The sequence below is a fragment of the Pseudomonas sp. Sample_24 genome, assembly GCF_004307605.1.
Lineage (GTDB): Bacteria > Pseudomonadota > Gammaproteobacteria > Pseudomonadales > Pseudomonadaceae > Aquipseudomonas.
In genome coordinates this window covers 1-17,797 of sequence record NZ_RCNW01000099.1, presented here as the reverse complement: position 1 = coordinate 17,797, position 17,797 = coordinate 1, and the positions used below count along the sequence as shown (strand labels likewise).

Genomic DNA, 17,797 nt, shown 5'->3' with positions numbered 1-17,797 from the left:
CGCGCGACTTTCTGCAGTTGCTTCTCGCAGCTGTCGAGGTCGGCGAAGATCAGTTCCAGGTCGATGATTTCGATGTCGCGTTTCGGGTCGACGCTGTTGGAGACGTGAATCACGTTCTCGTCTTCGAAGCAGCGGACCACGTGAGCGATAGCATCGGTTTCACGGATGTTGGCCAGGAACTTGTTGCCCAGGCCTTCGCCCTTCGACGCGCCGGCAACCAGGCCCGCGATGTCGACGAATTCCATGGTGGTCGGCAGGATGCGCTTTGGATTGACGATGGCCGCCAATGCCTCCAGGCGTGGGTCCGGCATCGGCACGATACCGCTGTTGGGTTCGATGGTGCAGAAGGGAAAGTTCTCGGCCGCAATACCGGATTTGGTCAGGGCGTTGAACAGGGTGGACTTGCCGACGTTAGGCAGGCCGACGATGCCGCAATTGAATCCCATGGTGTTTCCCCTCGGGTAAAAAGTCAGGCCTTCTGGCTGTGCAGGTTTTTCATCGCGCGGTTCCATTCACCGGCGAGGATATCCGGCAGCACGCCGAGGGCAAAGTCGATGCTGGCATCGAGTTTTTCCTGTTCGGCGCGTGGCGCACGACCCAGGACGAAATTTGAAACCATACTGGCAACGCCCGGGTGGCCAATGCCAAGCCGCAAGCGGTGAAAGGTATTCTGATTGCCCAATTGCGCAATGATGTCGCGCAACCCGTTGTGACCGCCATGGCCGCCGCCCTGTTTGAGCTTGGCGACGCCCGGAGGCAGGTCGAGTTCGTCATGCGCCACGAGGATTTCTTCAGGCTTGATGCGGAAGAAACCGGCAAGGGCCGCGACGGCCTGGCCGCTGCGGTTCATGTACGTGGTGGGAATCAGCAGACGAACATCCTGACCCTGATGCGAAAAGCGACCGGTCAGGCCGAAATATTTGCGGTCCGCCACAAGGTTTACGCCTTGTGCGTTCGCGATGCGCTCAACAAAAAGGGCCCCTGCGTTATGCCGGGTCTGTTCGTATTCAGCGCCTGGATTTCCCAGGCCAACGATCAGTTTGATGGCAGTCACGATAGGGGCCCTTCCTAGGAGTGGTGGATAACATCGCCGCAATCAGGGAGAGCGGCGAAAGTGGACGAAAATTGCTCATTTACCATGATGTAAACTCCGCGTTCTCGCCCGCTTTCTCGCTATGCTCTAGTCCGCGATGTTTCCGGTCACTCCGGCGAACAGAGTGAAATTACTCTGCTGCGCCTTCTTCGGTAGCTTCTGGAGCAACACGTGGAGCGTGGACGTTGGCAACAGCCTTGTCATCGCCGTGTGCCAGAGCAACGAACTCAACGCCTTTAGGGGCTTTGAGGTCCGACAGGTGAATGATCGAACCGATTTCGGCGTTAGCCAGATCGACTTCGATGAATTCAGGCAGGTCTTTCGGCAGGCAGGAAACTTCGATTTCCGAAGTAACGTGCGAGATTTCGCCGCCTTTCTTGGTCGGTGCTTCTTCGTTGATGAAGTGCACTGGAACGATAGCGGTCAGTTTCTGGCCAGCGACTACGCGTACGAAGTCAGCGTGCATCACGTGGCCTTTGGCCGGGTGACGCTGCAGGGCTTTGATCACGACGTTCTGCTTGGTGCCACCAACGTTCAGCTCGATGATGTGGCTGTAAGCCGCTTCGTTTTCGAGCAGTTTGGCAACTTCTTTGGCCAGCATGCTGATGGATTCAGGGGCTTTGTCGCCACCGTAAACTACAGCTGGAACCAGGCTTGCGAGACGACGCAGGCGGCGGCTCGCACCTTTCCCCAGGTCGGAACGCACTTCAGCATTCAGAGTAAAATCGTTCATGTTGTATCTCCAAAATAACCACACTCGCCCCAGCGTTTGCGACCAGCGCTAAAGGCGATATGGGCAAAAAAGCCCCGCCCCGACAGGAATGCCGGGGCGGGGCGCTTTTCGTCAACGAGACATTCGAAAAGGGCAGGGCCCTTAGCGGAACATCGCGCTGATCGATTCTTCATTGCTGATGCGGCGGACCGCCTCGGCAACTACCGGTGCGATATCCAGTTGACGGATACGCGCACAGGCTTGTGCTGCAGCGGACAGCGGAATGGTGTTGGTCACCACCAGCTCGTCCAGCACGGAATTTTCAATGTTTTCGATTGCCCGACCCGATAGCACAGGGTGCGTGCAGTAGGCGAAAACCTTGGCTGCGCCATGCTCTTTCAAGGCCTTGGCCGCGTGGCACAGGGTGCCGGCGGTATCGACCATGTCATCGACCAGAATACAGGTACGCCCTTCGACATCACCGATGATATGCATCACTTCAGAGTGATTGGCTTTCTCACGGCGTTTGTCGATGATCCCGAGATCCACGCCCAGGGATTTGGCGACGGCACGTGCACGCACGACGCCACCAATGTCCGGGGAGACGATCATCAGGTTTTCGAAGCGCTGATCTTCAATGTCATCCACCAGAACCGGGGAGCCGTAGATGTTATCTACCGGAATATCGAAGAAACCCTGGATTTGGTCAGCATGCAGATCAACCGTGAGAACACGGTCGATGCCGACTACGGTAAGCATGTCAGCCACGACTTTCGCGCTGATTGCCACACGTGCGGAACGCGGACGGCGATCCTGACGGGCATAACCAAAGTAAGGAATAACAGCAGTGATACGAGTAGCCGAGGAGCGGCGGAAGGCGTCAGCCATCACTACCAGTTCCATCAGGTTATCGTTGGTCGGAGCGCAAGTCGGCTGAATAATGAAGACGTCTTTACCGCGAACGTTTTCATTGATCTCGGCTGTGATTTCGCCGTCGGAGAATTTGCCGACAGAGATGTCACCGAGAGGGATATGCAGCTGACGTACGACACGCCGAGCCAGATCGGGGTTAGCATTCCCCGTAAAGACCATCATCTTGGACACGCGCAGTACCTAGAGGCTGAGGGTAACCTGGATGAGTATAGAAAATGGCAGGGGCGGCTGGATTCGAACCAACGCATGGCAGGATCAAAACCTGCTGCCTTACCGCTTGGCGACGCCCCTGTATCTGTTGCAACGATTACCCAGTAATCGGTTCTTTTAGAGCAGACTTTGCAGCTTGCGATGCAACATCGAGACGTTGCTTCCTTTTGCTACAAACCCTGTAAGGGTCTCTGTAAGAAGGGCCGAGACTTTATCAGCTTCAGCTTTGCTTGGGAAGCCCCCAAACACACAACTTCCAGTTCCGGTGAGTTTTGCTTCGGTAAATTTACCTAACAAATTCAAAGCGTTACGTACCTCTGGATAACGCCTTGTTACCACCGGCAAGCAGTCATTACGACTGTTTCCCTTGGGAACGGGGCGCACTTTAATGGGCGGCGTGTTACGTGTCAACAACGGATCGGAAAAAATTTCTGCCGTACTTACAGAGACTTGCGGAACGAGCACCACATACCACGGTTCTTCCGGGTCGACAGGGGTCAGTTTCTCTCCGACACCCTCGGCGAAAGCTGCGTGGCCGCGCACGAAAACCGGGACGTCGGCACCCAGCGTCAGGCCCAGTGCAGCCAACCGATCCTCATCCCAGCCCAGATGCCAGAGATGATTCAGGCCGAGCAGAGTGGTCGCGGCGTTCGAACTGCCGCCGCCGATCCCGCCACCCATGGGCAGAATCTTGTCGATCCAGATATCGATGCCCAGTTTGCTGCCAGATTGCTCTTGCAGTTTTTTGGCAGCCCTGACGATCAGGTTGCTGTCGTGGGGCACGCCCTCGAACTCGGTGTGCAGGCAAATGACACCGTCATCGCGAACAGCGAAGGTGATTTCATCGCCGTAGTCGAGAAACTGAAACATTGTCTGCAACTCGTGGTAACCGTCTTCGCGGCGACCCAGGATGTGCAGCATCAAATTGAGTTTGGCTGGCGAGGGCAAGGTCAGGCGATTGGCCGGCATGTCACTGCCCCAGTTTGCGAGGTTGCCAGGCCTTGATCACCAACGTGACATCAAGGTCGGTGCCGTGGAGTTTGATCCGCTCGGGCAACCAGTAGCCGTTTTGTTCGGTATAGGCGGTGTACTCCACCTGCCAGCCATCCTGTTCGAGATTGGCCAGGCGGCTGTCGCCATCCAGCGTCAGGCGGCTTTTACTGTCCGGAGCCGGAAGCCCGCGGACCCACCACGCCAGATTGGACACCGGCAATTTCCAGCCCAATTGTTCTTCCAGCAACACATCCGGAGAGGGGGCTTCATAGCGCCCCTGATTGGCCACTTCCAGGGAAACCTTGCCCGGGCGCCCGGTCAGGCGAGCGGCCCCGCGACCCAATGGGCCGGAGAGGCGGATGTCGTAGTAATCCTGGCGCTGCAACCAGAACAGCGTGCCGCTGCCTGAGTCCTTCGGTGCGCGGATGCCGATCTTGCCGTCGATCTGCCAGCCATCGAGGTTGGCCAACTGCTGTTTGTGCTCGCGCCATTGGGCAGGGTTGCCGTGGCCTTCGACCGATTCGCGAGCGCCGAAACCCGCACAGCCGGCGAGCAGGGCGATTAAGCTGAAAACAATGATGTGGCGCAAAAACATAATCTTAAAGGGTCTCTGATCCGGTCAGGCGCTTGATGGTACTGCGCAGAATAGGGCTGTCGGGTTGTTCCTTGAGGAATTTGCTCCAGATCTGCCTGGCTTCGCGTTGTTTGCCATTGGCCCACAGGACTTCGCCCAGATGCGCGGCGACTTCCTGGTCCGGGAAACGCTCCAGGGCTTGACGCAGCAAACGCTCGGCTTCGTCGAGGTTGCCCATGCGGAAGTTCACCCAGCCGAGGCTGTCGAGAACGGCCGGGTCTTCCGGGTTGATCTGGTGTGCCTGTTCGATCAAGGCCTTGGCTTCGACATAGCGAGTGGTGCGATCGGACAGGGTATATCCGAGCGCGTTCAGCGCCATGGCATTGTCCGGGTCACGCTTGATGATCTGGCGCAGGTCTTTTTCCATCTGCGCCAGGTCATTGCGTTTTTCCGCCTGCATGGCCCGGGTGTAAAGCAGGTTCAGGTCGTCCGGGTATTTTTGCAGTGCTTGTTCCAGTACCGCCCAGGCCTTGTCGGGCTGGTTGTTGGCGGACAGGGTTTCGGCTTCGATCAGGTAAAGCTGAATCGCATAGTCCGGCTGTTCGTCGCGTTCGGCCGCGAGCTTGCGCTGGGCTTCGGCGGTCCGGCCGTTGTTGATCAGGATGTCGGTCTGGCGCAACTGTGCCGGCAGGTAGTCGTTGCCAGGGCCGACCTGGCCGTACTCGATCAGCGCGCCTTGCGGGTCATTGCGTTCTTCGGCGATGCGGCCCAGGTTCAAATGCGCCGAGTCAACGTGGCTGTCCCGTGCGATCAGGTCTTCCAGGTAGCCCTTGGCCTCGTCCCAGGCCTTGGCTTCGAGACAGACCAGTGCCAGCGAATAACGCAGTTCGTCGTCATCCGGGTATTGCTGGACCAGGCTGGAGAACTCGGCCTTGGCGTCATCCATGCGGTTCTGCTCGACCAGCATGCGTGCGTACGTCAGGCGCAGGCGCTTGTCCTCCGGGTACTTCTTGATGCTTTTTTGCAGCAGCGGCAATGCTTCGTCGCCGCGGTCGAGGCTTTGCAGCAGCCGCGCGCGCAGCAGAATCGGGGCGATTTCGCCTTCGTCCGGCGGGTTGTCTTCCAGCAGGGTCAGTGCGCCTTTGGAGTCGCCGTCCTGTTGCAGCAACAGAGCCTTGCCGAAAATCAGTTGGCCATTGTTCGGGTGGCGTTGCAGCAAACGGTTGAAACTCTGCATCAAGCCGTTGCGGGTGTCCTGGTCGGTATCGGCCGCAGACAGCGCAAGGAAATCGAAATGCGTGTCGCCCTTGCCTTGCAGGACTTTCTCCATATAGACCATGGAGTCGTCATAGCGCCCGGCGCGTGCCAGTTGAATGGCCGCCGCCCGTTGTGCCTCGAGGTCGTCCGGGGCGTTTTTCGCCCAGATCAGCGCGGTGTCCAGGGCGGCTTGATCGGCACCCAGGTATTCGGCGATGCGAAATGCCCGCTCGGAAATGCCCGGATCCTGAGTGTTGATGGCCTGGGTCACGTAGTTATCCAGCGCAATGTCGAAGCGATTGCGCTGACCAGCGAGTTCGGCACTCAGCAGGCTGAAGACCGTGTCTTCACTGAATGAGCTGTAAACCTTGGGCTTTTCGGGCACCGGAGTGCTGTCTTCCACCGCGGACGAACTGTCCGGCGACACGGGGGCCAAGGCCTGGCAGCCGCTGAGGAAGACAAAAGCGAGGAGCAACGCGGAAGATCTATTCATATAGGAAGAGGACGACTAACCTGCGGTCGGATCATCATGACACAAGCCTTGGGCCAAACATAACCGGCCCGGCAATTTACCCGCGCGCCGGGTAAACGAGAAGCGCTCGCAACTCGCGGTACTTCCTGTGGGGGCGATAGATATCGAGTAGTTGTTCTCGATCTGTCGAAGTAGGACAATTGCCGGCTTCACGTCACCATCAGCGACTTTGAATGGCCTTCCTTGCACTCGGTATTAACCACAAGACTGCTTCAGTAGACGTCCGCGAGCGCGTGGCCTTTACCCCTGAGCAGCTGGTTGAGGCCTTGCAGCAGCTCTGCCGACTCACCGACAGCCGCGAAGCTGCGATCCTCTCCACCTGCAATCGCAGTGAACTCTATATAGAACAGGATCACCTGTCGGCGGATACCGTGCTGCGCTGGTTGGCCGATTATCATCATTTGAGCCTGGATGAACTGCGTGCGAGCAGTTATGTGCACGAAGATGATGCGGCAGTTCGTCACATGATGCGCGTGGCTTCCGGGCTCGATTCGCTGGTGTTGGGTGAGCCTCAGATTCTCGGGCAGATGAAATCGGCGTATGCCGTGGCTCGCGAGGCGGGCACCATCGGGCCGCTGCTCGGGCGCTTGTTCCAGGCCACGTTCAATGCCGCCAAGCAAGTGCGCACCGACACCGCCATCGGTGAGAACCCGGTGTCCGTGGCCTTTGCCGCGGTCAGCCTGGCGAAACAGATTTTCAGCGACTTGCAGCGCAGCCAGGCGCTGTTGATCGGCGCGGGCGAGACCATCACCCTGGTCGCCCGCCATCTGCATGATCTGGGGGTCAAGCGTATCGTTGTGGCCAACCGCACTCTGGAACGCGCCAGCATTCTGGCCGAGCAGTTTGGCGCGCATGCGGTATTGCTGTCGGATATTCCGGCTGAACTGGTGCGCAGCGACATCGTCATCAGTTCAACCGCCAGCCAGTTGCCGATCCTCGGCAAGGGCGCTGTGGAAAGCGCGCTGAAGCTGCGCAAGCACAAACCTATTTTCATGGTGGACATCGCCGTTCCGCGGGATATCGAGCCGGAAGTCGGCGAGTTGGACGACGTTTATCTCTACAGCGTCGACGATCTCCACGAAGTTGTCGCCGAGAACCTCAAGAGCCGCCAGGGCGCCGCCCAGGCCGCGGAAGAGATGGTCTCGGTCGGTGCCGAAGATTTCATGATCCGCTTGCGCGAACTGGCGGCAGTCGACGTGCTCAAGGCCTATCGTCAACAGAGTGAACGTCTGCGCGACGAAGAATTGCAAAAGGCCCAGCGTCTGCTGGCCAACGGCGGCAGCGCCGAAGAAGTGCTGGTGCAACTGGCGCGGGGCCTGACCAACAAACTCTTGCACGCACCCAGCGTGCAGTTGAAAAAGCTCTCTGCCGAAGGTCGCCTCGATGCGCTGGCGATGGCCCAGGAACTCTTTGCCCTCAATGAGGGCTCATCGGATAGCTTTTCGGATAAGAAACCGCAATGAAAGCGTCACTGCTCAATAAGCTGGACATCCTCCAGGACCGTTTCGAGGAACTGACCGCCCTGCTTGGCGATGGCGAGGTCATTTCCGATCAGAACAAATTCCGCACCTACTCCAAGGAATACGCGGAAGTCGAGCCGATCGTCGAAACCTATAAACAGCTGCTCAAAGTGCAAGGCGACCTCGAAGGTGCCCAGGCACTGCTCAAGGACAGCGACCCGGACATGCGCGAGATGGCCGTGGAAGAAGTCCGCGAAGCCAAGGAACGCCTGGTCGAACTGGAAGCCAGCCTGCAACGCATGCTGTTGCCCAAGGACCCGAATGACGGACGCAACGTGTTCCTCGAAATCCGTGCCGGCACCGGCGGCGACGAGGCGGCGATTTTCTCCGGCGACCTGTTCCGCATGTATTCGCGATACGCCGAGCGTCGCGGCTGGCGCGTGGAGATCCTTTCGGAAAACGAGGGTGAGCACGGCGGCTATAAAGAAGTCATCGCCCGGGTCGAAGGCGACAACGTCTACGGCAAGCTGAAGTTCGAATCCGGTGCGCACCGCGTGCAACGGGTACCGGCTACCGAGTCCCAGGGTCGTATCCATACTTCGGCCTGTACTGTGGCGGTGTTGCCCGAGCCGGACGAGCAAGAGGCCATCGAGATCAATCCGGCGGATTTGCGGATCGACACTTACCGCTCCTCGGGGGCCGGTGGTCAGCACGTGAACAAAACCGATTCGGCCATTCGTATCACGCACTTGCCATCCGGCATCGTTGTGGAATGCCAGGAGGAGCGTTCGCAGCACAAGAACCGCGCCCGTGCGATGGCCTGGTTGTCGGCCAAACTCAACGACCAGCAGACCAGCGCCGCGGCCAACGCCATTGCCAGCGAGCGCAAGTTGCTGGTCGGTTCCGGTGACCGCTCCGAACGCATTCGCACCTACAACTTTGCCCAGGGCCGGGTCACCGACCATCGGGTCAACCTGACGCTGTATTCGCTCGATGAAATCCTCGCCGGTGGCGTCGATGCGGTGATCGAGCCGTTGCTGGCCGAATACCAGGCTGATCAACTCGCGGCGATAGGTGAGTAAATGACGATCATTGCCAGTTTGTTGCGCGCCGCCGATTTGCCCGACTCGCCCACAGCGCGCCTGGACGCCGAACTGTTGCTGGCGGCGGCGTTGGGCAAGTCCCGCAGTTTTTTGCACACCTGGCCGGAACGTATCGTGCCGAGCGAAGCGGCGCTGACCTTCGCCGAGTTTTTGCAACGCCGTCGTGGCGGTGAGCCGGTGGCCTACATTCTTGGCCAGCAAGGTTTCTGGAAGCTTGATCTGGAAGTGGCACCACACACTTTGATTCCGCGCCCGGATACCGAACTTCTGGTCGAAGCCGCACTTGAATTGCTGCCCGCCACGCCGGCAAAAGTACTGGACCTCGGCACCGGCAGTGGCGCAATCGCTCTGGCCCTGGCCAGCGAACGTCCTGCGTGGAAGGTCACGGCCGTAGACCGCGTGCTGGAAGCCGTTGCCCTGGCCGAGCGCAATCGCCAGCGTCTGCACCTGCACAATGCCACGGTTCTGTGCAGCCACTGGTTCAGTGCGCTGCAAGGGCAACGATTCGAGTTGATCATCAGTAATCCGCCTTACATCGCCGCCGCCGATCCGCATCTGGTGGAAGGCGACGTGCGCTTCGAACCGGCCAGCGCTCTGGTCGCGGGTGTCGACGGGCTCGATGATTTGCGCTTGATCGTCGCCCAGGCACCGGATCATCTGGAAGCGGGTGGCTGGCTGATGCTCGAACACGGTTACGATCAGGCCGAGGCGGTGCGCGATTTGCTCTTGACCCGTGGTTTTGAACAGGTCCATAGCCGCACCGATCTGGGGGGGCATCAACGCATCAGCCTGGGACGCCTGCCATGCTGAATGATCAGGAATTGCTGCGCTACAGCCGACAGATTCTGTTGCAGCACATCGACATCGACGGTCAATTGCGCTTGAAGGACAGCCGCGTGCTGATCGTCGGCCTCGGCGGTCTGGGTGCTCCGGTGGCGCTGTATCTGGCGGCGGCGGGGGTGGGTGAAATGCATCTGGCGGACTTCGACACCGTCGACCTGACCAACCTGCAGCGCCAGATCATCCATGACACCGACAGCGTCGGCATGAGCAAGGTCGATTCAGCGATCAAGCGCCTGACGGCCATCAACCCCGAGATTCAACTGGTTGCCCATCGCACGGCATTGGATGAAGGCTCCCTGGCCGCGGCGGTGGCCGGCGTGGATCTGGTGCTCGACTGTTGCGACAACTTTTCCACCCGTGAAGCGGTGAATGCCGCGTGTGTGGCTGCCGGTAAGCCTCTGGTCAGCGGCGCGGCGATTCGTCTGGAGGGGCAATTGTCGGTGTTCGACCCACGCCGCCCGGAAAGCCCGTGCTACCACTGTTTGTACGGGCACGGCAGCGAAGCCGAATTGACCTGCAGCGAGGCCGGAGTGGTGGGGCCGCTGGTGGGTTTGGTGGGCAGCTTGCAGGCGCTCGAAGCGCTGAAGTTGCTGGCCGTTTTCGGCGAGCCACTGGTGGGGCGCCTGTTGTTGATCGATGCCTTGGGCTCGCGCTTCCGTGAATTGCGGGTCAAGCGCGATCCGGGTTGCAGCGTCTGTGGGCCAAAGCATGCGTGAAGCGCCGATCGGCGTATTCGACTCCGGCGTCGGTGGACTTTCGGTGCTGGCCGAAATCCAGCGTTTGCTGCCCAACGAATCACTCTTGTACGTCGCCGATTGCGGGAATATCCCTTACGGCGAAAAGACGCCGGAATTTATCCGCCAGCGCTGCAGCGTCATGGCCAAGTTCTTTGAGCACCAGGGCGCCAAGGCCCTGGTACTGGCCTGCAATACGGCGACGGTTGCAGGGGTTGCTGACTTGCGTCGCGATTATCCGCAGTGGCCCATCGTCGGCATGGAACCTGCCGTCAAGCCGGCCGCCGCCGCCACCCGCAGTGGCGTGGTCGGAGTACTCGCCACCACCGGCACCTTGCAGAGCGCCAAGTTCGCCGCGCTGCTCGACCGTTTCGCCACTGATGTTCGGGTGATCACCCAGCCTTGCCCCGGGTTGGTGGAGCTGATCGAGAACGGCGATCTGCACAGTACGGCTTTGCGTGAAATGCTTGAGGGTTACGTCGGGCCGCTGCTTAGCGCAGGCGCTGACACCATCATCCTGGGGTGCACGCATTACCCTTTTCTCAAACCGTTGCTCAGGCAGATGATCCCCGACGACATCAGCCTGATCGATACCGGCGCGGCGGTCGCCCGACAACTTCAGCGGCTTTTGGCTGATCGCCAATTGCTGGCTGAAGGACCTGCGCGTCCTGCACAGTTCTGGAGCAGTGCCGATCCAGACCATTTCGCAAATATATTGCCGGTTTTGTGGAATAAAGCTGGGGTTGTGCGAAGCTTTGAAGCGTAGGCAAGTCTTAGGGGGGCGTTGAAAAAAATCGGGGTGAACTTCTGATAAATCGCCGACTTCTATAGCTGTGAATGTCGAGCAACAAAAATACCAAACGTAATCGTTCGGAAAAGGAAGTTTCTAATGAAGCGTCTATTTTGTTTGGCCGCGATTGCGGCTGCATTGATGGGGCACAGTTTCACTGCACAGGCCGCAGGTGTGGAATTTGCGGTCGGCCAGACCGGCGAGTCAACCATGACTTATCGACTGGGCATGCAGTTCGATTGGGACCAGAGCTGGTGGCAAACCGACGTCGGTCGCCTGACCGGTTACTGGAGCGGCGCTTACACCTATTGGGAAGGTGACAAGACTTCGAGTAACAACAGTCTGTCGTTCTCGCCCGTGTTGGTTTACGAATTCGCCGGCCAGAACGTCAAACCCTACGTCGAGCTTGGGGTTGGCGTGGCGCTTTTCTCCGACACTGAAATCGAAAACAACGATCTGGGTAGCTCGTTTCAGTTCGAGGACCGTTTCGGCGTTGGCCTGCGCTTTGCCGGCGGGCATGAAGTCGGCGTTCGGGCCACTCACTATTCCAATGCCGGGATCAGCAGTCCCAATAACGGGGTAGAGAGCTACGCGTTGCATTACACGATGCCTTTGTAAGGCTGATACAAGATCCCATGCAGGAGCGAGCAGGCTCGCTGCTGCATGGGTAATCAGCGATACGCCGTCGAAATCCCCTGGCGCTCCTCAATGCATTCCGGCGCACCCATCTCGAACTCACGACAGATCAACGGGCGTTTCTCGTAGATGGTGCACATCATCGTGTTGCGATCCAGCGCGGCACACCAGCCGTCATCCAGACGCAACATGACCTCGCCACCCCAGTCATCGGTATCGATATAGCGTTCGGGTACGCCTGTATCGGTGATCAACATGACTTCGAGCTGGCAGCAGCAGGCGGCACAAGTCGAGCAGGTCACCGCGGGAATGGCGATTTGCGTATGAGGGATGGTTTTCATGGCGCGCAGTGTAAGGCAGTGGCGCGGTGCTGTGTGAAAGTGCAGACGGGCGCGGTGTCAGGGCTGGTCCTTGATTGGCGGGTTGCGGCGCACCATTCTTTTACCGATCTCCAGTTTTACCTGATCCGGCATTTTCGACATTGGCCATAGGGCGGCCATGAACATTCCTGGAAACGTTATCTCCAGCGGCCGATCCCTGAGTTTGCTGACGATGTGCCGTGCGGCTTTGTCCGCAGGCCAGCTCTGGGGCATGGGAAAGTCGTTTTTCGCCGTCAGCGGTGTATTGGCCAAACCAGGACTGACCACGGTGACTTCAATCCCTTGCGGGGCAAGGTTGATACGCGAGGATTCGAACAAGTAACGCAAGCCGGCCTTCGAGGCGCCATGGGCTTCTGCCTGCGGCAGCGGCAGGTAGGTCACCGAACTGGCCACCCCCACCAGGTGCGGGGCGATGCCTTTGCGCAGCAGAGGCAAGGCGGCTTCGATGCAATAGCTGCTGGCGAGCAGATTGGTGCGCACCACATGCTCGACGATCGAGGTGTCGAATTGCTTGGCATCCACGTATTCACAGGTGCCCGCATTGAGGATCACCGTATCCAGAGAACCCCATTGCTCGGCGATCTGTTCGCCGATTTCACGTACGGTCTGACTGTTGGTCAGGTTGCCTGCCACCACCAGAACTTGTCCCGGATAACGTTGGGACATGTCTTTGAGCTGCGTCAGCGAGCGTGAGCTGACGGCCACGTGGGCACCGGTCTTGAGGATTTCTTCGGCCATCGCGGCACCAATGCCGTTGCTGGCACCGGTCAACCAGTATCGACGTGGCGGTGTCAGGATCATCCCTTTCTCCTTTTCAGCCTGGTAATCAACTGGCCCGACAGGGGGTTGTGTTTTTGGAGAGCAGCACCGGCATCGAAGTGATGTTGGTGGCAAAAAATGTTGTCGTGCTGTTGCAGGAAGCTAATCATGCAAACCTCCGGCATTTTGCCGTGTCGGCAGGCTTTTGAATGCAGCCAGGGCGCGCGCGCGCGAAGCGCTCAGATCGACAATCGGCGATGGATAGTTGGCCACGCCGAACAACCCACCGAGGTGAGCCGGGTTGTGCAGCTCTTTTTTGTTCAGCCCCGACAGTTCCGGCAGCCAGTGCTTGATGAATACACCTTCTGCGTCGAACTTTTCCGACTGGCTCAACGGATTGAAGATCCGAAAGTAAGGCGCTGAATCAGTGCCGGTGGACGAGCTCCACTGCCAGCCGCCATTGTTGGCGGCGAGGTCGCCGTCGATCAGGTGGCGCATGAAAAAACGCTCGCCCTCGCGCCAGTCGATCAGCAGGTTCTTGGTCAGGAACATCGCCACGATCATGCGCAGACGGTTGTGCATCCAACCGGTTTCCAGCAGCTGGCGCATGGCGGCATCAATGATCGGCAGTCCAGTACGGCCCTCCTGCCAGGCTGCGAGCTCTTCGGGGGCGTGGCGCCAGGCCAGGGCTTCGGTTTCCGGGCGGAAGGCACGATGACGGGAAACCCTCGGGTAGCCCACCAAAATGTGCTTATAGAACTCGCGCCATAGCAGTTCATTGATCCAAGTGACTGCTCCGACTTTGCCACTTTCGAACTCGCCCTGATTGCTTTGCAGTGCGGCATGCAGGCATTGGCGTGGTGAAATCACCCCGGCGGCGAGGTACGCCGAAAGTTGGCTGGTGCCGGGCTTTGCCGGGAAATCGCGCTCGCTCTGGTAGTAGTCGATCTGTATGTCGGCGAAAGTATCGAGCCGCTGGCGGGCTTCGGTTTCTCCGGCGGGCCACAGCGCTTGAAGGCTGGCGGCAGGTGTCTCGAATCCTTCGACACGGGTGGGGACCGGATCGCTGAGAATCCCAAGCGGCGCCTGGGCCATTGGTGTACTGACCAATCGCGGCAGCGCATGGTGCAGGCGTTCGTAGCAGACCTTGCGGAATTGACTGAAAACCTGAAAGTACGTGCCGGTTCTGGTCAGGATACTGCCCGGCTTGAACAGCAACTGATCAAGGTAACTGTGGAATTCGATGCCTTGGCCTGCCAGTGTTTTCGCAACGGCAGCGTCCCGGCGGGTTTCGTGAATGCCGTATTCCTCGTTTACATGTACAGCTTCGATGCGCAGTTGCCGGCAAACATCGAGCAGTACCTTCGGTGCGTCATCCCAGCGCGCAGCCTCGCGAATCAGCAGCGGAATGTTCAATTGGCTCAGCACCTGGCTCAGCTGATCGAGATTGCGTAACCAGAAATCCACTTTGCACGGCGCATCGTCGTGTTCCAGCCATTGCTCCGGGCTGAGCAGGTACACCGCCACGCACGGGCCAACCGCAGCGGCAGCCGAGAGGGCGGTGTTGTCATGTGAGCGCAAGTCGCTGCGCAGCCAGATCAATTGCATGTGATGTCCGTACCAAACCTTATAAAAACGCTACTAAATGAGCCCACGCTGAACCAGCACCTGATGTGCCAACAATGGATCTTCGGCCAGGTGTAAATCGGCAATTTCTGAAGCTTTAGCGGACAACTCGGCGTGGTGAATGCACACCGTTGGTCCAACGATCAATTTTGGGCAGCTGACGTTGTTCAAAAGTTTCGGCAATTGCGAAATGTTTATGGCTTTGCTGGAAAAAAGCAGTACGCCGCGAGCTTGCAGATAATCCGCTGCGACGGCCAGTTCACCAACAGGCAGCGGCCAGTCGAACACCTCCACCGGGCAATCGGCGCTGCTGATCAGCCAGGCCGTGAGCCACAGGTGAGGTTCCAGTGGCAGGTCCGAGTGGTTGATCAACAGCAATGGCGGTGCGTGCAACTGACGATTGTTGTGGTAGATGCGCGCCCCGAATTTGCTGCGCAGCCAGGAATAAAAAAATACCCGTTCCATCTGTGCGCCGAACTGGCCTTGCCAGCGTTGCTCCAGCTCCGCCAGCAGCGGCAACAACAATTGCTCACACAGTGTTCGCGGCGGATAGAGCGCCATGGCCTGATTGACGGTGTCGTCCAGAGGGCGTTCGGTCAGTTTCGTGACCGCCACCAGCAAGCTATGACGCAGCCTTTGCCAGTCGTTCTCCACCGGTTGGCTGAAAGTCTGTGGGGTATCGAGCAGTTGTTTGACCTGGCTGACGGCAACACCACGGTTGAGCCAGGTGAGGATCGTGTGGATGCGCTGTATGTGTTCGCTGGAAAACAGACGATGCCCCTTGGGCGTACGTTGCGGAACGATCAGGCCGTAGCGCCGTTCCCAGGCGCGTAGCGTCACGGCGTTGACGCCGGTCTGCCGGGCTACCTCGCGGATCGGCAACCAGCCTTCATCCAGGGCCTTTTTAAAGTCGTCGCCCAAGTCCTCGCTGGCGCTGCTGTCAGCTAGGTCTTTCATCAGATTGCGTTTCGCAGGCTGAGATTTTCCGGGTGCGGTTGCAGGTAGACCTGCTGCGCGATGTACGGGTCGGGGTGTTGCCGAAAGTGATGCTTGAGCAATGTCAGCGGCACCACCAGAGGCACGATGCCGTGGCGGTATTGGCCGATCACGTGTTGCACTTCCTGTTTGTCGTCGGCGCTGAGGGTTTTTTTCAGGTAGCCACTGAGGTGTTGCAGCACGTTGGTGTGGGTGCGGCGGGTTGCACACTTTTTCAGTGCAGCCATCAATTCGCTGAAATATTGCGGGCCGAGTGTTTCTGGATCGGTCTTGCCCATGTTGCCCAGCAGATTGCCCAAGGCTTTGTACTGCACCGGGTTGTGAGCCATCAGCAGGTACTTGTAGCGCGAATGAAAGTCCGTCAGGCCACGGCGACTCAGGCCTTCTTTGAGTAAATGCTGCCAGGCGCTGTAGGCAAATACGCGGGTAAGGAAATTCTCGCGCAACACCGGGTCGTTGAGCCGCCCGTCTTCTTCCACTGGCAAGTCCGGGTGCTGCGCGCAAAAAGCCCGGGCATAAATCCCCTGGCCGCCGCCGTCCACCGGCGCACCGTTGGCGTGATAGACCTTTACGCGTTCCAGGCCGCAAGACGGGGATTTTTGCATGAAAATGTAGCCGCAAATGTCGCCGAGTTCCGCCGCCATTTTCCGTCCGTACTCGGCCAGCGGCCGGGTGACGTTGATCTCACGATCGACCGTGCCAACGGCCTGCGGCTGGAGCGGATCACCCACCAACCGAATGGGCTCGCGTGGAATGCCCAGGCCGATGGCAACTTCCGGGCACACCGATACGAAATCGAAGTAATCGGTGAGGGTGCGGCTGCACAGCCGCGACTCCTTGTGCCCGCCGTTGTAGCGCACCTCGGCGCCCATCAGGCAGGCACTGATGGCGATTTTCGGTTTGTTGGGGGGCAGGGGCATCGGAATACCTCGGAATCAAAACCTATACAGATGAAAAATTCTGTACAACTTGGGTTCATCATAGATTCAAAGGTGTGCAAGTCAAATTTTTTGTATAAGTTTTTCTCGATGCTCGCTTGTTGCAGAGGTTCTTACGACCAGCCCAACCGCCAAGTGCTGCTGTCCTGCAAGGTTTGCCATGCACAGCGTTCACTGCGTCGGGTCAATACGGCCTGCAGTTCGATTTCCCGGACCGTTCCCTCGTCGTCACGAAACAGCTCGGTGACCAGAAAGTGTTTTTCGCGGTTCTGCGGGTGGGCTGCTGTCCATTTCGACAGCAGCAATTTGCTCGGATTGATGCGGTTCACTGCAAGTGCTCATGCAGACGACGGGCAGCTTCCTGGCCGCTGAGCCAGGCACCTTCGACACGTCCGGACAGGCACCAGTCGCCACAGGCATATAAGCCCAGATCGGCATCCGCCAGCGTGCCCCATTCGTGGCTGCTGGCTGGACGAGCGTAGAGCCAGCGGTGGGCCAGGCTGAAGCTCGGCGCGGGCATCGAATCATGTAGCAGTTCGGCGAACGCACCGTGCAATTGTTCGATCACTGCTTCCTTTGGCAAGTCGATGTGCTGGCGGCTCCAGGTGCTGGTGGCGTGCAGCACCCACGTGTCGAGCGTGTTGTCGCGCCCTGGCTTGCTGCGGTTGCGGGCCAGCCAGTCGAGCGGGCTGTCTTGCACGAAACAGCCTTCCATCGGCGTTTCCAGCGGCGTTTCGAAAGCCAGGGCGACGGCCCAGGTGGGGTCCATTTTGACCCCGGCGGCAGCCCCCGCGAGCTTCGGTGCAGAGGCCAGCAGTGCCGTCGCTTGCGGTGCTGGCGTAGCGATCACTACGTGACTGAAGGGGCCGTGGGTAAAACCCTCGGCATCCTGCAGGTGCCAGTGTTGTTCGCCGCGATAGACCTCGGTGATCCGGCAGGCGAAATGCACTTCGAGGTCACCGAGCAGCGCCCTCGTGATGGCGCTCATGCGCGGCGTGCCGACCCAGCGGGTCTGCTCATCCGGCGACAGATTGAGCTGGCCGCCATGGTAGGTGTACAGCTGCGGCGTCCACTCGGCCACCCAGCCGTTGGCTTGCCAGCGTTGCACTTCAGTGACGAAGCGGCGGTCGCGGGCAGTAAAGTATTGCGCACCCATGTCCAGAGCGCCCGCATCGCTGCGCTTGCTCGACATGCGTCCGCCACTGCCGCGGCTTTTATCGAAAAGTTG

Annotated in this window: 20 protein-coding genes and 1 tRNA gene; 6 read left to right on the top strand and 15 right to left on the bottom strand. The window is 59.1% G+C overall.

The features are described from left to right. The 8 genes from D8V06_RS04645 to D8V06_RS04610 form a co-directional block, all read right to left on the bottom strand. Positions 1-446: GTPase (locus D8V06_RS04645; RefSeq protein WP_130930520.1), on the bottom strand; the 446-nt coding region annotated here is incomplete at its 3' end. Positions 447-469: 23 nt separating this feature from the next. Beyond that, positions 470-1,054 (bottom strand): aminoacyl-tRNA hydrolase, encoded by a 585-nt coding sequence (pth, locus tag D8V06_RS04640; RefSeq protein ID WP_056853278.1) that lies wholly within the window; start codon positions 1,052-1,054, stop codon positions 470-472. Positions 1,055-1,223: 169 nt separating this feature from the next. After that, on the bottom strand, positions 1,224-1,826 hold the full coding sequence (locus D8V06_RS04635; protein WP_130903566.1) for a 50S ribosomal protein L25/general stress protein Ctc: 603 nt from the start codon (positions 1,824-1,826) through the stop codon (positions 1,224-1,226). A gap of 141 nt (positions 1,827-1,967) precedes the next feature. Beyond that, positions 1,968-2,909 (bottom strand): ribose-phosphate pyrophosphokinase, encoded by a 942-nt coding sequence (locus tag D8V06_RS04630; protein WP_003171603.1) that lies wholly within the window; start codon positions 2,907-2,909, stop codon positions 1,968-1,970. Between the two features lie 45 nt (positions 2,910-2,954). Continuing rightward, positions 2,955-3,029: transfer RNA gene (locus D8V06_RS04625), tRNA-Gln, on the bottom strand. Between the two features lie 36 nt (positions 3,030-3,065). Continuing rightward, a complete protein-coding gene (gene ispE / locus D8V06_RS04620; protein ID WP_130903567.1) occupies positions 3,066-3,917 on the bottom strand; it encodes a 4-(cytidine 5'-diphospho)-2-C-methyl-D-erythritol kinase in 852 nt (283 codons plus the stop codon). A gap of 1 nt (position 3,918) precedes the next feature. Further along, complete coding sequence (gene lolB, locus D8V06_RS04615) at positions 3,919-4,536, bottom strand: lipoprotein insertase outer membrane protein LolB (protein ID WP_130903568.1); 618 nt, start codon at positions 4,534-4,536, stop codon at positions 3,919-3,921. A 4-nt stretch (positions 4,537-4,540) separates the two neighbouring features. Then, positions 4,541-6,265, bottom strand: coding sequence for a tetratricopeptide repeat protein (locus D8V06_RS04610; RefSeq protein WP_130903569.1), 1,725 nt, complete (start codon positions 6,263-6,265; stop codon positions 4,541-4,543). Positions 6,266-6,477: 212 nt separating this feature from the next. Between D8V06_RS04610 and hemA the strand changes: the two genes are divergently transcribed. The 6 genes from hemA to D8V06_RS04580 all read left to right on the top strand — a co-directional run bounded on the left by hemA (position 6,478) and on the right by D8V06_RS04580 (position 11,852). Further along, a complete protein-coding gene (hemA, locus tag D8V06_RS04605; RefSeq protein WP_056853273.1) occupies positions 6,478-7,767 on the top strand; it encodes a glutamyl-tRNA reductase in 1,290 nt (429 codons plus the stop codon). Further along, positions 7,764-8,846: a peptide chain release factor 1 gene (gene prfA / locus D8V06_RS04600; protein WP_130907887.1), complete on the top strand. Its 1,083-nt coding sequence runs from the start codon at positions 7,764-7,766 to the stop codon at positions 8,844-8,846. The genes hemA and prfA overlap by 4 nt, the downstream gene beginning before the upstream one ends. Continuing rightward, a complete protein-coding gene (gene prmC / locus D8V06_RS04595) occupies positions 8,847-9,677 on the top strand; it encodes a peptide chain release factor N(5)-glutamine methyltransferase (RefSeq protein WP_056853272.1) in 831 nt (276 codons plus the stop codon). Then, a complete protein-coding gene (locus tag D8V06_RS04590; RefSeq protein ID WP_130930519.1) occupies positions 9,671-10,426 on the top strand; it encodes a molybdopterin-synthase adenylyltransferase MoeB in 756 nt (251 codons plus the stop codon). The genes prmC and D8V06_RS04590 overlap by 7 nt, the downstream gene beginning before the upstream one ends. After that, positions 10,419-11,210: a glutamate racemase gene (murI, locus tag D8V06_RS04585; protein WP_130930518.1), complete on the top strand. Its 792-nt coding sequence runs from the start codon at positions 10,419-10,421 to the stop codon at positions 11,208-11,210. The genes D8V06_RS04590 and murI overlap by 8 nt, the downstream gene beginning before the upstream one ends. A gap of 123 nt (positions 11,211-11,333) precedes the next feature. Continuing rightward, complete coding sequence (locus D8V06_RS04580; RefSeq protein WP_130907889.1) at positions 11,334-11,852, top strand: acyloxyacyl hydrolase; 519 nt, start codon at positions 11,334-11,336, stop codon at positions 11,850-11,852. Positions 11,853-11,905: 53 nt separating this feature from the next. Here D8V06_RS04580 and D8V06_RS04575 read toward each other — a convergent pair whose 3' ends face one another. The 7 genes from D8V06_RS04575 to D8V06_RS04545 all read right to left on the bottom strand — a co-directional run. Further along, positions 11,906-12,211: a YkgJ family cysteine cluster protein gene (locus D8V06_RS04575; protein WP_056853268.1), complete on the bottom strand. Its 306-nt coding sequence runs from the start codon at positions 12,209-12,211 to the stop codon at positions 11,906-11,908. 57 nt (positions 12,212-12,268) lie between these two features. Beyond that, on the bottom strand, positions 12,269-13,051 hold the full coding sequence (locus tag D8V06_RS04570; protein ID WP_056853267.1) for an SDR family oxidoreductase: 783 nt from the start codon (positions 13,049-13,051) through the stop codon (positions 12,269-12,271). Between the two features lie 120 nt (positions 13,052-13,171). Beyond that, positions 13,172-14,617, bottom strand: a complete 1,446-nt coding sequence (phrB, locus tag D8V06_RS04565; protein ID WP_130930517.1) for a deoxyribodipyrimidine photo-lyase — start codon at positions 14,615-14,617, stop codon at positions 13,172-13,174. Between the two features lie 33 nt (positions 14,618-14,650). Further along, positions 14,651-15,592 carry a MerR family transcriptional regulator gene (locus D8V06_RS04560; protein ID WP_056853265.1) on the bottom strand — a complete coding sequence of 314 codons (942 nt, stop codon included), beginning with the start codon at positions 15,590-15,592 and terminating at the stop codon, positions 14,651-14,653. Continuing rightward, positions 15,592-16,551 (bottom strand): DUF523 and DUF1722 domain-containing protein, encoded by a 960-nt coding sequence (locus tag D8V06_RS04555; RefSeq protein WP_056853264.1) that lies wholly within the window; start codon positions 16,549-16,551, stop codon positions 15,592-15,594. The genes D8V06_RS04560 and D8V06_RS04555 overlap by 1 nt, the downstream gene beginning before the upstream one ends. A 131-nt stretch (positions 16,552-16,682) precedes the next feature. After that, a complete protein-coding gene (locus tag D8V06_RS04550; RefSeq protein ID WP_056853263.1) occupies positions 16,683-16,898 on the bottom strand; it encodes a TIGR02450 family Trp-rich protein in 216 nt (71 codons plus the stop codon). Further along, on the bottom strand, positions 16,895-17,797 hold a 903-nt coding region (locus tag D8V06_RS04545; RefSeq protein WP_130930516.1), incomplete at its 5' end, for an FAD-dependent oxidoreductase. The genes D8V06_RS04545 and D8V06_RS04550, both read right to left, overlap by 4 nt.